Origin of the sequence: Sorangium sp. So ce117, from assembly GCF_051524395.1 — a bacterium.
Classification (GTDB): Bacteria; Myxococcota_A; Polyangia; order Polyangiales; family Polyangiaceae; genus Sorangium; species Sorangium cellulosum_B.
Genome location: NZ_CP150309.1, coordinates 9,191,339 through 9,209,210, shown reverse-complemented (window position 1 = coordinate 9,209,210; position 17,872 = coordinate 9,191,339). Strand labels below are relative to the sequence as shown.

14 protein-coding genes are annotated in these 17,872 nt (G+C 72.4%); 6 read left to right on the top strand and 8 right to left on the bottom strand.

All coding sequences use genetic code 11. The features are described from left to right. Positions 1–188 precede the first annotated feature (188 nt). The gene (locus tag WMF46_RS34535) at positions 189–527 is read left to right on the top strand and encodes an HU family DNA-binding protein (RefSeq protein WP_012239209.1); all 339 of its coding nucleotides are present in this window, start codon (positions 189–191) and stop codon (positions 525–527) included. A 204-nt stretch (positions 528–731) separates the two neighbouring features. Here WMF46_RS34535 and WMF46_RS34530 read toward each other — a convergent pair whose 3' ends face one another. Together WMF46_RS34530 and WMF46_RS34525 are read right to left on the bottom strand one after the other, a co-directional pair. After that, positions 732–1,367: a hypothetical protein gene (locus tag WMF46_RS34530; RefSeq protein ID WP_437903788.1), complete on the bottom strand. Its 636-nt coding sequence runs from the start codon at positions 1,365–1,367 to the stop codon at positions 732–734. 187 nt (positions 1,368–1,554) lie between these two features. Next, positions 1,555–1,902 (bottom strand): hypothetical protein, encoded by a 348-nt coding sequence (locus WMF46_RS34525; protein WP_437710128.1) that lies wholly within the window; start codon positions 1,900–1,902, stop codon positions 1,555–1,557. Positions 1,903–2,107: 205 nt separating this feature from the next. Between WMF46_RS34525 and WMF46_RS34520 the strand changes: the two genes are divergently transcribed. Further along, positions 2,108–2,929, top strand: a complete 822-nt coding sequence (locus WMF46_RS34520; protein WP_437981089.1) for a hypothetical protein — start codon at positions 2,108–2,110, stop codon at positions 2,927–2,929. A 130-nt stretch (positions 2,930–3,059) separates the two neighbouring features. Here the strand turns inward: WMF46_RS34520 and glyA are convergent, their stop codons facing one another. Further along, positions 3,060–4,331, bottom strand: coding sequence for a serine hydroxymethyltransferase (glyA, locus tag WMF46_RS34515; RefSeq protein WP_437981088.1), 1,272 nt, complete (start codon positions 4,329–4,331; stop codon positions 3,060–3,062). Further along, complete coding sequence (locus WMF46_RS34510) at positions 4,328–5,644, bottom strand: dihydrolipoamide acetyltransferase family protein (RefSeq protein WP_437981087.1); 1,317 nt, start codon at positions 5,642–5,644, stop codon at positions 4,328–4,330. The genes glyA and WMF46_RS34510 overlap by 4 nt, the downstream gene beginning before the upstream one ends. A gap of 171 nt (positions 5,645–5,815) precedes the next feature. Between WMF46_RS34510 and WMF46_RS34505 the strand changes: the two genes are divergently transcribed. Continuing rightward, positions 5,816–7,618: a glycosyltransferase family 39 protein gene (locus tag WMF46_RS34505; protein ID WP_437981086.1), complete on the top strand. Its 1,803-nt coding sequence runs from the start codon at positions 5,816–5,818 to the stop codon at positions 7,616–7,618. Between the two features lie 59 nt (positions 7,619–7,677). Here the strand turns inward: WMF46_RS34505 and WMF46_RS34500 are convergent, their stop codons facing one another. Next, a complete protein-coding gene (locus tag WMF46_RS34500; protein WP_437981085.1) occupies positions 7,678–9,294 on the bottom strand; it encodes a hypothetical protein in 1,617 nt (538 codons plus the stop codon). Positions 9,295–9,675: 381 nt separating this feature from the next. Between WMF46_RS34500 and WMF46_RS34495 the strand changes: the two genes are divergently transcribed. Next, on the top strand, positions 9,676–10,722 hold the full coding sequence (locus WMF46_RS34495) for a glycosyltransferase family 4 protein (RefSeq protein ID WP_437981084.1): 1,047 nt from the start codon (positions 9,676–9,678) through the stop codon (positions 10,720–10,722). Between the two features lie 31 nt (positions 10,723–10,753). Here the strand turns inward: WMF46_RS34495 and WMF46_RS34490 are convergent, their stop codons facing one another. The 3 genes from WMF46_RS34490 to WMF46_RS34480 all read right to left on the bottom strand — a co-directional run bounded on the left by WMF46_RS34490 (position 10,754) and on the right by WMF46_RS34480 (position 15,002). Then, a complete protein-coding gene (locus tag WMF46_RS34490; protein ID WP_437981083.1) occupies positions 10,754–11,791 on the bottom strand; it encodes a hypothetical protein in 1,038 nt (345 codons plus the stop codon). A 216-nt stretch (positions 11,792–12,007) separates the two neighbouring features. Continuing rightward, complete coding sequence (locus WMF46_RS34485; RefSeq protein WP_437981082.1) at positions 12,008–12,607, bottom strand: TonB family protein; 600 nt, start codon at positions 12,605–12,607, stop codon at positions 12,008–12,010. Positions 12,608–12,662: 55 nt separating this feature from the next. After that, positions 12,663–15,002, bottom strand: a complete 2,340-nt coding sequence (locus WMF46_RS34480) for an ArnT family glycosyltransferase (RefSeq protein WP_437981081.1) — start codon at positions 15,000–15,002, stop codon at positions 12,663–12,665. Positions 15,003–15,119: 117 nt separating this feature from the next. On the opposite strand from WMF46_RS34480, the gene WMF46_RS34475 reads away from it, so the two are divergent. Both WMF46_RS34475 and WMF46_RS34470 read left to right on the top strand, forming a co-directional pair. Continuing rightward, a complete protein-coding gene (locus WMF46_RS34475; protein WP_437981080.1) occupies positions 15,120–15,881 on the top strand; it encodes a Uma2 family endonuclease in 762 nt (253 codons plus the stop codon). A 247-nt stretch (positions 15,882–16,128) separates the two neighbouring features. Next, the gene (locus WMF46_RS34470) at positions 16,129–17,868 is read left to right on the top strand and encodes a hypothetical protein (RefSeq protein ID WP_437981079.1); all 1,740 of its coding nucleotides are present in this window, start codon (positions 16,129–16,131) and stop codon (positions 17,866–17,868) included. Positions 17,869–17,872 lie beyond the last annotated feature (4 nt).

Here is a 17,872-nt window from a genome sequence, read left to right as displayed (position 1 = left end):
CGGCGGCGGGTTGCCCCTCTGGCGCACCGCTCCGGCGCGGTCTTTCAGGGGTCCGCGCGATGCCCCGTCTCAGAAATCGCTATTTCTCCCCGCAGTTTTGTCTTTTTTTGTCCTGTGTCGTGTGTAAGGTTCACTGAGGCTGTGCGCGGCGAGGTGTCGCGCGCGAGCTCATGTCCGAGGAGAGTGCCATGGCAAGTAAGAAGACGGCCGGGGGCGGCGCGAAGAAGACGTTGAGCAAGAGCGGCCTGATCCAGGCCATCACCGAAGCTGCCGGTGATGAGCTGAGCCGCAAGCAGGTGAAGAACGTTCTCGAGTCCCTCATCACGATCGGTCATCGCGAGCTGAAGAAGTCGGGCGTGTTCACGCTGCCCGGCTTCGCGAAGTTCCGGGTGGTCAAGCGCCCTGCGACGAAGGCGCGCCAGGGGATCAACCCGTTTACCAAGCAGCCGATGACCTTCGCCGCGAAGCCGGCGAGCAAGTCGGTCCGCGCTCGGCCGATCAAGGCCATCAAGGACGCGCTCCTGTAGTCTTACGGGATCTCCCAGCGGAGCGCAGGGCGGCCACGGCGACGTGGCCGTTCTTGCTCCATGGCCTCGGCGCGCCACCGCCGGGGCGGCGGAAGGGCCCAGCGCGCGCGGCGGGGCGCCCTTCCGGCGCCCCGGCGACGCGCGCCGCCGCCGGGGGAGGGCCGGGCGGCTCGATGCCGCCGCCGCCCCCGCGGCGAGGTCAGCTCACTTCTTGCGGCTGTAGGCCTGCGCCGCCACCGGTCCCGAGCCGGTGCGCGCCTTGACAACCAGCTTGGCCGTCGCCGCGATGGGGAACGGCCATTGGTAGCAGCTCTGCTTGGCTCCGATGGCGGCAGTCGGCCCGGTGTCCGAGTCGACGGCGAGCACCGGTTTCAGGTTGAACGCAGCGAGCCCGGGCTGTCCTCCGGCGTTCAGGTCGAGCTCCAGCTGGACGTCCACCTCGGTGACGGTGGGGAGCGCCTGCGCCAGGAACGTGTAGCAATTGCCGGGCTGAAGCATGAAGGTTTGCCCCGAGGCCGTCTGTCCCTCGGGCACCACGCTGCAGACGGGCGCCCCTTCCGGCTGCATCTTCGGCGCCTCGCCGGCGGAGCGGCCCTGGAACATGGTCGTCATCGCGAGCGACTGGACTCCATCGCAGGGCGCCACCGTGGGCACCGCGACCGGGGCCAGGCCGGCGTCCGGAGGCGGCACGGACGCTGTCGGCTGCGGGGGCGGCGGCGTCCCCGCGTCCGGAGCGTCGTCCGCGAACTCCGACTCCTTGCTGCTGCCGCCGCAGCCCAGCGCTGCCACCGACAGCGCCAGGAGCACTGCTGAACCCAACGACCTACCCGTCACCGTCATCTGCGGCCTCCTCGCGCACAGCCCTGCCGCACGCCGCGGCTCCTCGATGGGACAGCTGTGCTCGCGGCGCTCATACACCCGCCAGGGGGCGGGGGCTATGTGCGAGGCGTCTTGCGCGGCTGCGCCGGCGGCGCAAGCCTGCCGGCAAGCCGGCGCGGGCGTTCGACCTCTCGCGCCGTCGCGCCGCTCAGCCGCCGGACTCGCCCACGAACTCGCGCAGGATGCACATGCGCGCAATGAGCAGCGCCTCGGGTCGGATCGCCTGATCGAGGTACGCTGCAGAGTTCGCCTCCACCAGCGACTCGCGCAGCATTCCCTGCTCCAGGAACGTGACCGCGCGTCCGAGGTGCAGCCGCGCCCTGTCGGCCGCGAGCCCCATGCCCGCGCTCGCCAGCATTTCTCGTTCCAGGAACCACTGAGCAAACTCTCCGGGACGATCGAGCTTCGCTCGGGAGCCGTGGTCGGTCATGCCGTAGGCTACCTCACTTTTTGACCCCGGCCAGCCGCGCCTGGCCGCAATAACCCGGGAAATCATGGCAGAAGCAGCATCAATCCGTCGGATGGGCGCGATGAAAGCGAGGGCGTGCCACGTCCAAAGCGATATCCGGCGGACGGACCTGGAGCTCGGTTGAGCGGGCTTCGGGGGGCGTGTCGGGGAGCTCCCGCGAGCCACCCGTTGCGTCGCGAGCCCGTCAGTGAGATTGAACGCGGCGTTCTGCCGGAAATTCGAGGAGGTTCTTTTGCTCCGTAAGATTGGCGTCCTGCCCGCCCTGATCCTCACCGCCGCCCTCGCTGCTGGTTGTCAACAGCGGGAGGCGTCCACGCCGCCGCCGAACTACGCGAACCAGCCCCCGCCCGGCTACTACCAGCAGCCTGGATATCAGCAGCCGGGGTATCAGCAGCCCGGGTACCAGCAGCCGGGGTACCAGCAGCCGGGGTATCAGCAGCCCGGCTACCAGCAGCCGGGGTACCAGCCCGCCCCGACGCAGCCTGCCCCGACGCAGCCCGCCCCCACGCAGCCTGCTCCGACGACGACGCAGCCTGCCCCGACGGCGCAGCCTGGCGGCTTTCCCTGGCCGTTCCCGCTCCCGGGCCAGCAGACCGGCGGGACCGGCGGGCAGCAGCCGGCCCCGAGCGGCGGGAGCAGCTCCGGCAGCGCGTCGGCGATCGATCCGAACCTCGCCTCCGCCGCGACGATCCCGCTGAACAGCCTCGCTGCGACCGAGGCGCCCGGCATGACGAAGGAGGGAGGGCCGATCGCGGGGCAGTTCAGCGCCGGACAGACCCTCGAGCAGCAGATCCAGCTGATGCCCGGCAAGTGCTACACGATCGTCGGCGTCGGCGCGGGGATTACCGAGCTCGACATCAGCCTGGTCGCGCTGACCCCGATCCCGATGGGCTCATCGGTGCTGGCGCAGGACAACTCGAGCGGCGCGAACGCCGCGCTCGGCGGTCGGGGCAACTGCTATCGCTGGTCGCTCCCCGTCGGCATCAACGCCAAGTACATCGTGAAGGCCACCTCCGGATCGGGCGTCGCCGCCGCGCAGCTTTACGTGAAGTGACGCCGCCAGGACGCCGGGAGACCGCTCTCCCCGGCGTCCTCGGGTCTCGGCCACAAAAGCGCCGAGGACGCCAGGAGATCGCTCTCCATGGCGTCCTCGGTCGCAGCGCCGTGGCTGGCCGCAGCGCTGGCTAGAGCCGGATGCCGGGCGCCGGGAAGCCGCGGCAGAGCTCCGCGACCTCGGCGGCGATGCGCGTGATGCGCGCCTCGTCGTTCACGTTCTGCGCCACCTCATCCATCCACGCCGCGAGGCGCTCCATCTCGGCGACGCCCATCCCGCGCGACGTCACCGCCGGCGTGCCGATGCGGAGCCCCGACGGGTCGAACGGCTTGCGCGGATCGAACGGGATCGAGTTGTAGTTCGCCACGATGCCCGCGCGATCGAGCGCCTGCGCGTACGGCTTGCCCGCGATCCCCTTCGGCGTCATGTCGATCAGCAAGAGGTGGTTGTCGGTCCCGCCGGTGATGAGCCGGAAGCCGCGCGACTCCAGCGCGCGCCCGAGCGCCTGCGCGTTCACCACGATCTGCTTCGCGTAGGCCCGGAACCCTTCCTCCGAGGCCTCCTTCGCCGCGACCGCGATGGCCGCGGTCGTGTGGTTGTGCGGACCGCCCTGGAGGCCGGGGAACACCGCCTTGTCGATCGCGCCCGCGTGCTCCTTCTTGCAGAGGATCATCGCGCCGCGCGGGCCCCGGAAGGTCTTGTGCGTCGTCGACGTCACCACGTCGGCGATGCCCACCGGCGACGGGTGCACCCCCGCGGCCACGAGCCCCGCGATGTGCGCGATGTCCGCCGCCAGGATCGCCCCCACCTCGTCGGCGATCGCCCGGAACGCGGCGAAGTCGATCGTGCGCGGGTACGCCGTCGTCCCGCACCAGATGAGCTTCGGCCGGTGGGCGCGCGCCAGGTCGCGGACCTGATCCAGGTCGATGCGGTGATCGCTCTCGCGAACCCCGTACGGGACGCTCTTGAAGTACTTCCCGGTGATGCTCACCGACCAGCCGTGGGTCAGGTGACCGCCCGCGGGCAGGCCGAGGCCCATGATCGTGTCGTTCGCCTGCGCGAACGCGAGGTAGACGGCCAGGTTGGCCGGGCTGCCCGAGTAGGGCTGCACGTTCACGTGGTCGGCCCCGAACAGCTTGGCCACCCGCGTCCGCGCGAGCTCCTCCACCACGTCGATCTGCTGCTGACCCTCGTAATACCGCTTGTGCGGGTACCCCTCGGAGTACTTGTTCGTCAGCACCGAGCCCGTCGCCTCGAGCACCGCCCGAGACACGTAGTTCTCGCTCGCGATGAGCCGGAGCGTGTCCGCTTCCCGCCGCTCTTCCAGGCGGATCAGCTCGGCGATCTCGGGATCGACCTCGTTGAGTGCCCGCAGGCCCTGCACTTCGCTTGTCGCGCTCATACCTCGAACTCCCCGCGTGTGAGGATGTCGGTGACGCGCCAGAGGAACGAGTTCGCCAGCACCCCGTCGATGATGCGGTGGTCGTACGACAGCGCGAGGAACATGACCGGATGGATCGCGATCGAGTCCTCCTTGTCCTTCGTGACCACCACGACGCGCTTCTTGATCTCCCCCATCCGGAGGATGCCCACGTTCGGCTGCGAGATGATCGCGCCGCCGAAGAGGTTCCCCTTGAGGCCGGGGTTCGAGACCGTGAAGGTCGTGTTCGCGAGATCGTCGGCCGTGATCTTGCCGGACTTCGCGCGCCCGGCCAGCTCGTCGATGCTCCTCGCGATGCCCCGCAGCGACAGCTCGTCCGCGTGCTTGATGCTCGGGACGATGAGGCCGCCGGGCGTGTCCACCGCCACGCCGAGGTTGACGTCGCGCAGCACCACGTACGAGTTCTCGAGCACTCGAGCGTTGAACTCCGGGTGCTCGCGCAGCGCGCGGACGGCCGCGGCGCAGATGAAGGACAGGAACGTCAGCGACACGCCCGCCCGCTTGAACTCGTCCTTGTGGAGGTCGCGCAGCTTCGACGTCTCGTGCAGGTCGACCTCGGCGACCGTCACCACGTGCGGCGACGTCACCTTGGAATAGACCATGTGGTCGGCGGTGATGCGGCGGCGCCGGCTGAAGGGCACCACCTTGTCGCCGGGCTTCGGCGAGTACGGCGGCACCTTGTACGCGCCGTACCCGACGCCGGGCACCGGCGGCACGAACCCGCCGCTCGCCTGGATGAGCTGCGAGAGCTCCGCCGCCGCGCTCGCCGGCTGGGCCGCCGCGCTCGGCTGAGGCGCCGGCTCGGCCGGCGCGCCGTGCGCCGCGCGCATCACGTCGTCGCGGGTGATCCGGCCGTGATCGCCTGTCCCGTGCACGTCGCGCAGGTCGACGCCCGACTCGCGCGCGAGCTTCTTCGTCGACGGGCTCGTCAGGGGGCGGGCGCTCTCATCGTGTCCGTTGCTGCCGGGCGCCGGCGCGGCGGGCCGCGCTTCGGACGGCGCCGACGCCGGCGGCGCGCTCGCGCGCTGGGCCGTCGCCTGGGCCTCGCCCTGCGCCGTCTCGTCGATCCGACAGAGCAGACCTTCCTTGGCGACGACGGTGCCCTCGGCCACCGCGATCTGCGCGACACGACCCGCGACGGGCGCCGGGATCTCCGTGTCGGCCTTGTCGGTCGCGACCTCGAGCAGCGGCTGCTCGCGCTTGACGAAATCGCCCTCGCGCACGAGCCACCTCGAGACGGTTCCCTCGACCACGCTCTCACCGAGCTGTGGCATGCGGACTTCGACCATCGCTTCTCGCGCCTCCAACGCGCGCCGCCGTGAGCGCCCGTTTCACCTCTCCGGGCAAGGCGGCAGGGTCGTATACGCCGCCCGCCCTTCGAGGGCAACGACACAGTGTTCGTCCGGTGTGTATCCTTTTTGGGCCCCAGCCGGTACAAGGGCCCCGTGCGTGACGCCGCGCCGGATGCGACCGCAGCCCCCGCCCCCCTGGCCCCCTCGAGCGAGAGCGGGCGCGAGCCCCTCGCCGCCGGGCCGCCGCGCGTCGTGGGGGCGCGGGCGATCCGGGCGGCCTCGCTCGTCGTCATCGCGTTCCTGCTGCTGCAGGTGCTGACCTACGGCTACGGCCGCGATCAGGGCATCTACGCCATGGTCGCGCGCGCGGTGCTCGACGGCGGGATGCCGTACCGCGACGCGTTCGACTTCAAGCCGCCCGGCATCTTCCTCATCTACGCGCTCGCCCGCGCCCTCTTCGGCCCCGCGCAGTGGGGCATCCGCGTCCTCGAGGTCCTCGGCCTCGCCGGCATGTGCCTCGCGATGGCGTCGCTCGCCGCCCGCCTCTTCGGCGACCGGCGGATCGGGGTCGTCGCCGCGGCGCTCGCCGTGCTGGTGCACGCCCAGCTCGATTTCTGGCACACGGCGCAGCCGGAGTCGTTCGGCGGCATGCTCACCATCGCCGCGCTGCTCGTGGCCACGCCGCGCGGCCGCGACGGCGCGCCCCGCCCGGCGCCGCGCGGCGCCGCGCTGGTCGTGTCGGGCGCGCTCTTCGGCGCCGCCGGCCTCCTCAAGCCGCCCCTCGCCGGGGGCGGCGTCGTGCTCGCCGTCGCGCTGGCCGCGCCCGCCCTCGCCGAGCTCGCGCGGCGGGGCTCGGAGCGGGCCGCCGTCCAGCGCTGGATCGGTCCGACCGCGGTCCATGGCGAGCCGGCGCGCCCTGCGCCGCCTGCGTCCGGGCCGGTCCGATCGACGGCGGCCGCGCTCCTCTGGGCGGCGCTCCGGCCCGCCTTGCTCATCGCGCTGGGCGGCGTGCTCCCCGTGCTCGCCTGCGCCGCCTGGTTCGCCCTGAGGGGCGCGCTCGGCGATCTGCGGGAGGTCCTCTTCGTCTTCACGCCGCACTATACCGCGCTCGGGTGGCGCGGCGCGAGCGTGCTCGGCATGGCGTGGTACGGCGCCTGCGAGTGGCTCGTCCACTACTCCGGCCCGCTCGCGTTCGGCCTCGCTTGCCTGGTCGCGCTGCACCCCGAACGCCACGAGCGGGCGGGCGTGGCGCTGCTCTCGGGCGTGATCGCCATGCACCTCGTCGGCGTCGTGATGCAGGCGAAGTTCTTCCCCTACCATTACGGCGCGACGTGGCCGCTCACCGCGATGCTCGCCGCGCTCGGCCTCTGGAAGGCGTGGCAGCGGTGCACCCGGTCCGGCGCGAAGGCCGCCGCGGCGGCGCTCCTCGCGGCGCTCGTCGCGACCGCCTTCGCCCGCTCCGCGACCAAGGACGTGGCCGACGACTACATCGAGCGCTGCGCCAAGCGGATCACGGTGCTCGCCACCGGCGCGAGCGACCAGGCGCGCCTCGATCGCCTCGCGTCGGTCGCCGACGTCAACGCCGCCGCGAACCGGGAGGTCGCCATGTGGCTGCGCGAGCGCGTCGCGCCGGGGCGCCCCGTGTTCGTGTGGGGCTTCGAGCCGGTGATCTACGACCTCGCCGATCGCCCGCCGGCGACGCGCTACCTCTACAACGTCCCGCAGCGCGCGTCGTGGGCCCGGCAGGAGGCGCGCGACGCGCTGATGCGCGACCTCGCCGCGAGCCCGCCGGCCGCGATCGTGGTCGAGCGCCACGACGTCTTCCCCTCGGTGACCGGCGACGTGATCGACTCGCGCGACACGCTGAACGGGTTCCCCGAGCTCGCGGGGCTCATCGAGCAGCGCTACGAGCTCGCCGTGAGCATCGAGGATTTCGAGATCCACCTCGAGCGCTGAGCCCCGGAGCCCGGCGCCGGGCGGCGGCGGCGCGGCGCGCTGCCAGCTGCGCCGCGCCTTCAGGGGCAGGCGAGGGTGTTGGGCCTGCGAGGGGTGGGCGCCGCCGCCCCGAAGCGGCGGCCGTCGCGGCGGCCGTCGGCGCAGCGCTGGATCGACTGCGCCTGCGACAGCGCGGAGGTCGCGCCCTCGCTGACCTGGACGCGCCCCGGAGCGCTGGAGATCAGGGCGTTCAAGAGCTGCGCGTCCGGCTCGGCCGCCGGTCCGTAGACAAGCGCGTCGATGAGGCGCGCCGCCGTGGCCGGCGTGGACGTGGGGAACTCCGCGGGCAGCCCCTGGTACAAGGCGACAGCGTCCGGGCCGTTCTGCAGGGTGTTGGTCGGGAAGACGAGGGCGGGGGTCGGTTCGACGCTGCTGGTGCCGACGAGCAGGAGCCCGCCCACGTCCGTCGTGCCGTCGAGCGCGATCGCGCGGTAGGAGCCGTCGGTGGCCCCGTTGTAGAGCACGAGCGTGTAACCGGCGAGGCTCACGTACCGCCAGCCCGTGCTGATCTCGATGAACTCGAGCACGTCACTGCTGTCCTGCGTGTCGGCGTCGACCTCGTTGATCTGGAGCTGGATCACCGTCACCGGGAACGACGTCCACCGCGCCCCCGGCCGTTTCACGACGATGTCCTCCGGGCCGATCGGCGTCACGTCCGAGAGCGCGGGGATCGTGATCTGCGTGTCGGAGTCGATCGTGAAGGGCTGCGCCGCGAAGCCCACCGTCACCCCCGTCGCCCCGGTGAAGCCGGAGCCGGTGAGCACGAGCGCGCCGCCGACGGCGATGACCGGATAATCGACGGAGGTCACCCTGGCCGGCGCTCCGCACGCAGGGCAAGAGCTGCCGCCGCAGTCGATGCCGGCCTCGTCGCCGTTGCGCAGGCCGTCCTCGCACGAGGCGACCTGGCAGACGTAGTCGATGCAGACCGCGGTCGGGCAGTCCGAGTGGACAAGGCACTGCACGCAGACCCCGACGGGGTTGCACAGCCCGCCGTCGGCCAGGGAGCACCAGGTGCCGGCCTCGACCGGGTCGTTGATCGGCGCGCCATCGCGGCAGGAGTCGACCGTGCACGAGCTGTGGTCGTCGCGCAAATCGTCGTCGTCGTCGACCTCCGTGACCGCGCCGTCACCGTCGCAGACGCGCTCGCGACAGTCGCCGGCCATCTGCACCTTCACGGGCGTCCCCGAGGCCACGGGCTCGGTCGTGCATCCACCGTCGACGCACCTCGCGATCGCGCACTCGCTGTCGGGCGCGGGGCAGTCGGTGTCGCCGGTGCACGGGACGTCGCCGCCGCCGCCGCCGGAGCCGTCGATGCCGCCCGCTCCGCCGTCCCCGCCGGCTCCAGCGTCGCCTCCGTTGCCGCCGTTGCCATCGACTCCGCCCGCGCCACCATCGCTCCCGCCGTTGCCACCCCCGGAGCCACCATCGCCACCGCCGGAGCCACCATCGCCACCGCCGGAGCCACCGCCGCCGTCGCTGCTCCCGCCGCCGCCGTCATTGCCGCCGGAGCCACCGCCGCCGCCCCCTCCGCCTGTTCCTCCCTGTCCGCCGCTCCCTCCCGTGTCCTCATTGATGAGGCCGCGATCGGGCATCGTGGCCATCTGGCAGCCCGCGGTGGCCGCCAGCGAAATGCTCAACGCGAGCGCGGATCCGTAACGATTCGATCTCGAAGTCATTGACCACCTGTGTGCAGATTGGCAGGGGCGCTCGGGCTCTCGACGCTTCCCGCGCTGCCCCGCGCGCAGGAGCGAGCGGGAGGGCGCATCTTAGACGCACGGGACGCCTGAAGAAAGCGCCGCACCGCCGCGCGCCGCTTCGGATCGCGCTGGCTTGCGGGCGCCGCGCTGCGCTGCGTCTGCTGCGCAGCAGCTGTCCTCGCGCGCTCCCTCGGCCGGGCAGGTGGGGAGCAGCCCGCTGGCATGCTCGTTGATGGGTTCTGAGCGCGGGGTTGCGCTCCGCTGCGAGCGGGGGCGAGCATGGCGCCCCGGTCGCGGCGCGGCGACCGAGGAGCAAAGAGCATGCGGATCGCGATCGTTTCCACCCCGTTCATCCGGGTGCCTCCCTCCGGGTACGGCGGGACCGAGCTCTTCTGTCACGAGCTGGCCGAGGGGCTGTCGGCGCGTGGACACGAGGTCACGCTCTTCGCGACGGGAGATTCGGTGGTCACCTGCCGTCGCCGGTCCCTTTACGGGAGCCCGAGCTGGCCTCCGGCGCCGGAAGACGAGGTCAACCACGTCGCCTGGGCCTTCTCGGAGATCGCGCGCGAGGACGGGTTCGACGTGATCCACGTGAACAGCCCGATCGCCGTCCCGTTCACCCGCTTCGTCCGCGTCCCGGCGGTGCACACCCTGCACCACGCGCCCTGCGGCGAGAGCTCGCGCATCTACGCGCGCCACCCGGAGGTCGCGTACGTGGCGATCAGCGCGCGGCAGCGCGCCCTGGAGATCCCCCTGCCGCGCTCGTGCGTCATCCATCACGGCGTCACGCCGGCGCGTTATCCGCCGAGCCTGAGCGATGAGGGCTACCTCGCGCACCTGGGCCGCTACGCCGAGGAGAAGGGGACCCACCTGGCGCTCGACATCGCGAGGGCCGCGGGCCTGCCGATCAAGCTCGCGGGCCGCGCGCACCCCAAGGACCAGATCTATTATCTCCAGGAGGTCGCCCCGCGCCTCCGGGAGAGCGGGATATCGGACCTCGGGGAGATGGGCCACGACCGCAAGGTCGCGCTCCTGCGCGGGGCCCGCGCCGTCCTCTGCCCGCTCCAGTGGGAGGAGCCGTTCGGGCTGATCGCCATCGAGGCCATGCTGTGCGGCACCCCGGTGCTCGGCTTTCGCCGCGGCTCCTTCCCCGAGATCGTCGACGAGGGCGTCACCGGCTACCTGGCGCCGCCGGGCGACCTGTCGCGCCTCGCCGCGCTCGCGGCGGGCCTGGCCCGCTTCGATCGCGCCGCCTGCGCGCGCCGCGCGCGCGAGCGCTTCAGCAGCGCCGTGATGGTGGGCAAATACGAGGAGCTCTACCGGACCGTGACCGGCCCGCGGCGCGCCGAGGGCTCGCGGGCGGCGTGATCGCCGCGCGGGAGGTCGAGGGGCTCAGTTGTCAGTTGACCTGCGGTGGGATGGCCACCTGGCACTCGTTGGCTGGCGTCATCCATTTGATGGCGTTCAGCCAGAAGCGCTCGACCTGATACTCGGGATGATCGACCCACTCGCTGTTGTAGGTGATCCACTCGTCGCCCCAGACAAGGACCCGGCCCTCGCCGACCTCCAGCGCCTTCAGCACGTCGTAGCCGTCGCCGGTCGCCAGCGTGGCGCCCTCGCCGACCACCGGATAGCCGGTGTCCACGCCGACAGCCTCGATCCCGTCGAGCACCGGATGCCCTCCGCTCCACTCCGTGATGGGGACCGTGGCGCCGCCTCGCCTCGGGAGGATCTGCTCCGCGTCGTAGCTGACGCCGAGCGGAGCGAGCAGCGTGTTGACGTTCTCGCGCTCCCGGGTTTGGCCGTACCCGATCAACGTCATGAGGCCGCCGCCCTTCGAGATCCAGTCGCGGAGCGCCTCGACCTCGGCGTCCGAGTACGTGCGCCCGATGTCGCTCACGTCCTGGATGACGATGACCTGGTGCTTTGCGAGCTCCTCCGCGGTGAGCTCGACGCCGTTCAGGCCGAAGGCACCGTTGATGCTGCGCTCGTTCAACCAGGACTCGAAGACGTCGCCGTCGCCCCACTGGCCCGGCTCGCCCAGCGTGGCGATGCGGAGGCAGTCGCAGACGCCGTCGCCGGCGACGTCGACATCGTCGACGATGCCATTGCCGTCGTTGTCCAGGCCATCGCAGGTGTCCTCGCTGCTGGGCGCGCCGCTCCCCGCGCTGCTGTTGCCGCTGCCAGCGCCCGTGGTCAGGCTGCCGAAGTCGTCTCCACCGCTGCCCGAGGCCACGCCCCCGAGGTCGTCTCCGCCGCTGCCCGTGCTGCCCGCGCTCCCCGAGCTCCCCGTCGTGCCGCCGCTGTCCCCGGTGCTGCTGGGGCCGGCATCGCTGGAGCACGCGGCCGCTTGCAGCGCCGCAGCGATGCACGCGACCCGCAGCAGATGTCGGACCGGAACCCGACCGAAGGACGAGAGGCGAGATCTCGAGTTCATGTCTATCTCCAAGAAATTAGGCGTTGATGGCGGCGGACCCTGGCGAGCCGCCGAAAGCACCGGAGCGAGGCGTCATGGTGTCTTCCGGGCGGGGCTTTGCGCAACGCGAAATAGCGGTTCTCATGACAAACATTGGGGTCGACCGTGTGGGCCATGCCTCGTGGTGTGACGTCGCACCGTGAAGCGCTGTAAAATTCAAGCCCGACGCGGCCTTCCTCAGGGTTGCACGAGCTCGACGCCGCTGAACTCGATGGGAAAGGTGATGACGGTCGTCACCCCGCCTTGCGGCGAGGGGAACTGCATCTTCTCGAAGGTATCGGCCACGCAGCGATCGACCTGCTGATTCTTCGCCGTCGACCTCACCACGTCAGCCCTGTTCACCCTGCCGGTCGGACCGATGGTCGCCTTGACGGTCACCTTCCCCGTGAACTTCGGCGAGCTCTTGACGCCGATCTTGTAGCACTCGTCGAACAGCTCGCCGTGCTTCTCCACGACGTCGCGGACCTGCGATTCGGAGATGTCGCCCCCCAGCGTGCCGGTCGCGGTGGCCGCGCCGGGCCTCACGTTGCCGTCCGGTCTCGAGGTGGCCCGCGGCGGGGGCGCCTCGACCGGCGTCGCCGCCGCGGGGGCCTGCGCGTCCGGCGGGGGCGCCGCGGGCTTCGGCTCCGGGGGGGCCGAGGTCGTCGGCTCCGGGGACGCCGAGCCGGTCGGCCCCTCCGACGCGGGCTGCGCCGGCGACTGGGCGGCTGGCGGCGGGGCGCCGCAGCCCGCCGCGAGCGCGAGGATCAGAACCAACCCTGTTCGGCGAGAGCTCATGCCCGAAGCTAAAACCCGAACGCGGGGCCGTGTCCACGGGGATAGCGGCGCTCGCTCAGCGCAGCCGCAGGACCTCGACCTCCGACGCGCCGCCGCGATCCACGAGCTTCGGCGCGCGGCCGCGCTCGCGCGCCGTCATGGACGCCCAGAACACCTCCGTCCCTGGCCGCTTCCGGATCGGCACCGGATCGGCATAGAGGAAGCCTGTCCTCCAGCGCTGCGGCGAGATCGCGGTCGGCGGTCCGACCTCGCGGACGACCGGGTCCGCCATCGTCGTGGACAGCGGGGCGCGCTCGACGACCCGGGAGCGCACCGCGAGCACCACGTCGCTCGCCGCCGGGCCCCCCGCGCGCACGAAGATCGTGAGGAGCGAGCTGGCGCCCTCGTGAAACGTCGTCCCGAGCAGCTCCGTGCCGTCGTCGAACCGCGCCTCGATCGGCGCGAGCGCGGCGCGGATCTCCGCGAAGAGCGCCGCCGCGCGCGCGCCGTCGCCCGCGCCGAGCGCCATGTTGTGCGCGATCCGCTTCTGCTCCAGCGTCTCCGGCGGCGCGGCCGGCGGCTCCGCCGGCTGTCCGAAGTGCGCGCGGAGCTCCCACGTGAGGAACGGATCCGGCACGATCTCCCGCTCGGGCTCGGTGCCCGAGACGAGGTACCAGGCGAGGGGCCCCGGCTCTCGCTCGCGGAACGAGAACGCCTCGATGCCGCTCGCGCCGCTTGCCGAGAGCGTGCGCGCCCCGGCGCCCGCGCCGAGCGCCCAGAACGGGCCCACCGCCGTCACGTCGAAGCGCTGCGCGAGGCTCGCCTGATCCCGGTCGAGCATGAACCGCGTGTCCACGAGGTAGGCGCCGCGCGGCGGCGCTTCCTTCGGGGGGGGTCGGTTGGGCGTCACGACGCGCCCGCCGAGCGCCCAGACCTGGGCCCAGGTGGCCTTCATGCCCTCGTGCATCGCGACGGGCGCGTCGGTCGGCGTCCCCGGCAGCCTCGGCGCGAGCCATCGCAGGAACGCCGTCTTCGCCCCGTCGGAGTCGATGAGGTGCCCCCGCTCGTTGAAGCGCCCGCCTGTCTCGCGCGCATAACGCAGCGCCGGGAGCCCGTCGCGCAGGATGGCGGCGAGCGGCACGAGCCACAGCGCGAGCGCCGCGAGCGCCGGCCCGCCCGACGGCGCGTCGAGCGCCGGCCCACCCGGCGGCGCGTCGAGCGCCGGCCGGCCCGACAGCGTCGCGACCCGGGCGGCCTGCCGCGCGGCGGCGGCGCGCTCCAGGAGCGCCGCGCCGGTGTCGACGAGGGCGGCGGCGGCGAGGGCGAAGTAGGCCGCGAAGTAATGAGGCCAGAAGATGTGAATGTCGGCGCCTTGCCGGAAGACGACGTACTGCACCGCCGCGGTCGCGAGATAGAGCAGCGGCAGCGCGTCGTGCTCGCGCCGGAGCAGGACGAGCCGCGCCGCGCAGACGATCGCGGCGAGCTTTCCGGCGGCGATGGCGATCGGCGTGAACGAGAGCTCGAGCCAGTACCGCCGGCTCTCGAGCACCTTGCCGAGCGGCTCGGCGTTCCCCGACGAGCGGAGCCCGTAGCTCGTCAGCAGGTCGCCGAGCTTGCCGGCATGCTGGAAGAGGGCCAGGTAGAGCGCGGCCGTCAGCGCGGTGATCGAGGCGGTGAGCACCCACCACGCGGCGTAGCGCCGCTCGGGGAGCGGGCCGAAGACGCGCCTCGGGAGCAGGTAGGCCCGGATCGCGCCGAACGCGAGCAGCCCGCCCGTGAGCACGAACGCGGGCCAGTCGGCGTGCATCCCGAGCGCGAGCCCGAGCGCGCTCACCGCGAGGTAGCGGCGCCTGGACGTCTGTAACAGGCGGACGTAGCCGAAGAGCCCGAGCAGCGTCCAGGCCATGACCGGGACCTCGAGCGCGTTGAAGTTCGCGAACGACAGCGTGATCGGCAGGACGACGAACGACGCCGCCGCGGCGGCCCCTGCGGCGGGGCGGTAGACGCTCCGGCCGAGGGCGTAGAGCAGGGGCGGCGTCGCGGCGCTCAGCAGGATGGCGGGCAGGCGGCAGATGACGTCGTGCCGCCCGAAGACCTTCATGAACGCGGCCGTCGTCCAGAAGATCCCCCACGGGTGGTGGCAGTAGTACATCCCGGGCGGCGGCCGGCTCGCTGTGTACTCCCACACGGGCCCGGGGATCTTCCAGCGGAGCATGTTCTCCGCGATGATCCCGACGCTCGCCGACGACGCGTAATGTCCGGCGAGGACGGGTCCGAACATCTCCCACGCCGCCGCGAGCGCGAACCACGCCGTGGCGAGCGCGGTGACGGCGAGCGCCGCGCGGGCCTCGCGGCGGGACGCGGCGGGGAGGCCGCGCAGGTCGGTCGGATGGGGGGCGAGGCGCGGGGGCAGCAACGTGGGCGCAGCCTATCTCGTCGGCGGCGCCGCGCGGGCAGGAGGCGCGCCGAGGAGCGGGCGCCGCGCTGCCGCGGCGCGGGTCGATGCGCGCCCCCCGGTCGGGTAGGATGGGGCATGTCGACCGAGGCGCACAGGCAGGTCCATCGGCGGGCGCACCGTGACGGCAAGGAGCGTGATCCGACGTTCTATCCCGTGGAGAAGAAGATGGGGGAGGACTCCCTTCAGACGTGGATCGTGGAGCTCCTCCGTCCTCTCATCGAGCGCTGGTACGAGGCGCTCGGTCGGCCGAGGTTCGTGGGGGCGGACCAGTTCATCTATTATCGGCAGTTCGACCCTTCCAAGGTCGTGGCCCCGGACGTGTACGTGCTCCCTGGCGTGCCGCCGGGCCGGCGCGTTCGGAGCTGGAAGGTGTGGGAGACGGGCATCGCCCCGAGCTTCGCGCTCGAGGTCGTCTCGTCCGACGAGCCTTACAAGGACTACGTGGACGCGCCCGAGCGCTACCGGGAGCTCGGGGTGAAGGAGCTCGTGATCTTCGATCCCGACTGGGAGCGGGGCCGCGATCGGGTGCGGTGGCAGCGCTACCGGAGGCTGAAGACGCGCGGCTTCGTCCGGGTGGAGACGACGAACGTCGACCGGATCCACGCGCGCGTGCTCGGCTGCTGGCTGCGGGTGATCGGCGCGGGCGAGGAGGCGCGCCTCCGGCTGGCCACGGGGCCCGAGGGCGAGGAGCTCTTCCCGACCGCCGCGGAGGCGGAGCGCGCGGCGAAGGAGGCGGAGCGCGCGGCGAAGGAGGCTGCGCTGGAGCGCGTGGCGGCGCTCGAGGCCCAGATCGCGAGCGCCGCGGGGGCGAGGGGCAAGGGATCCGGGGCGCCGTGAGCCTCGCGCCAGACGTTGAGCTCCAGCGCCGCGCCTTGTGAGGCTTCTCCTTCGGTTTCCGAACAACACACTCCACTGACGAGGCGGAACCGGCACATCGCGACCTCTCCCGGCGGGCATCCGAGGCCTCTTTTCTGGTTCCGAATCGATGGATCCCCCTCGGAGAGGGGAAGCCAGCACATCGCAACCTCTCCCGGCGGGCATCCGAGGCCTCGGCTCGGTTCCGAGATGATAGCTTCCCGCCACCTTGGGTACCCCGTCCCCTCCGGCGGAGCCTCTGGCGGCGCCCGCTCCCGCGCGCCGCGCGCTTTCCGGCCTTCTCCGCCGCGGCGCGGGCGCCGCGCGCCGCGCGCCGCTCAGCGCGGCGCTCGCCCTCGTCGTCGTCGCCGCGTCCGTCTATGTGATCGCCGTCCCGCTCGCGGTCGTCCGCTATCCGCCGATGACCGATCTCCCGTTCCACGCGGCCGAGACGGCGGCGTTCAGGCACTACCTCGACCCGGCGTGGCACTTCCGCGAGCAGTTCACGCTCCAGCCGCTCGCCGTCCCGTACATGTCCATGTACGCGCTCGGCGCCCTGCTGATGCTCGTCCTCCCTCCCGTGGCCGCGGTGAAGGTCGCGGCGGCGGCGATGCTCGCGCTCCTGCCCGCGGGCCTCGCCGTCCTCTTCCACGGCCTGAAGCGGAGCCCGCTCCTCGGCGTCCTCGGCCTGCTCCTCGTCTGGTGCAACCTCACCCACTGGGGCTTCCTCAACCACATGGGCGCGCTCGGCCTCTTCGCGATGGTCGTCGGCCTGACGCTCCTGCTCCTCGATCGCCCCTCGCGCGGCCGGCAGATCGCGCTCGCGCTCGCGCTCGTCGCGCTGTTCTTCACGCACATCTTCCGCTTCCCGTTCGCGCTCGCCGCCGTCGTCGGCGCGGCGATCGTCGTCTTCCCGGCGACGCGGCGGCTCCGCCCCATCGCGCTCCCGCTCGCGCCCTCGCTGGCCCTCTTCGCGGCGTGGCTCGTGGTCCGGACCGACACGCTGCATGCGGCGCCCATCGCGCCCGCGCTCCACTGGGAGCGGCTCGGGGAGGTCCCGTCGCTCCTCTTCACGAGCTTCACCGACCCCGCCGAGGCGGCGGCGGCCGGCCGGGCAGCGCGCTTCGTGCTCGCCGCGCTGCTCATTTGCGCCGCCGGCGCCGCTGCACGGCTCGCCGGCGCCGGCGGCGATGCGGCGCGCTCACCCGAAGGCGCCAGCGCCACCGCTGATGCTGCGTGCTCACCCGCCGGCGCCGGCGCGGCGCCCTCGCCCGCGGTGGACGCGCCGCGGTGGTCCTTCGCGCGCCTCGCCGCCCTCGTCCCGATCGCCTGCGCGATCGTGTTCCTGGGCCTGTTTCTGAGCCTGCCGCTGCAGATCGGCCTCTGGTGGTACGTCTACCCGCGCGAGATCGTCGCCGCCCTGTTCATCGGCCTCGGCGCCTTCCCGGACCTGCCGCGATCACCCTGGCTCAAGGTGCCGGCCGTGCTCGCGCTGTCGGCCGCCGCGGTCTTCCTCGGCGCCGTGGCCCGCGACAACTACCGCCGATTCGACCAGAGCACGCGGGACTTCGACGCCATCATCGCCCGCATCCCGCAGGCGCCGAGGCTGCTCTACCTCGTCTTCGATCACGGCGGCTCGACCCGGACGACGACGCCGTTCATCCATCTCCCCGCCTGGGTGCAGGCCACGCGAGGCGGCTGGCTGAGCTTCCACTTCGCCGTCTGGGACGCCTCGCCCGTCGCCTACAGGCCCCGCGAGGAGCCGGGCGCCGTCGTCCCGCCGCCCACGCCGCTCCGGTGGGAGTGGACGCCTTCGATATTCGACGTGCGCCGCCACGGCGCCTTCTTCGACTGGTTCCTCGTCCGCCGGCGCGCGGGGGCGAATCACCTCTTCGCGAAGGACCCGAGCATCGTCGCCGTCGACCACGTCGGAGACTGGTGGCTCTACCGGCGCAGCGGCGCGCCCTAGCGGG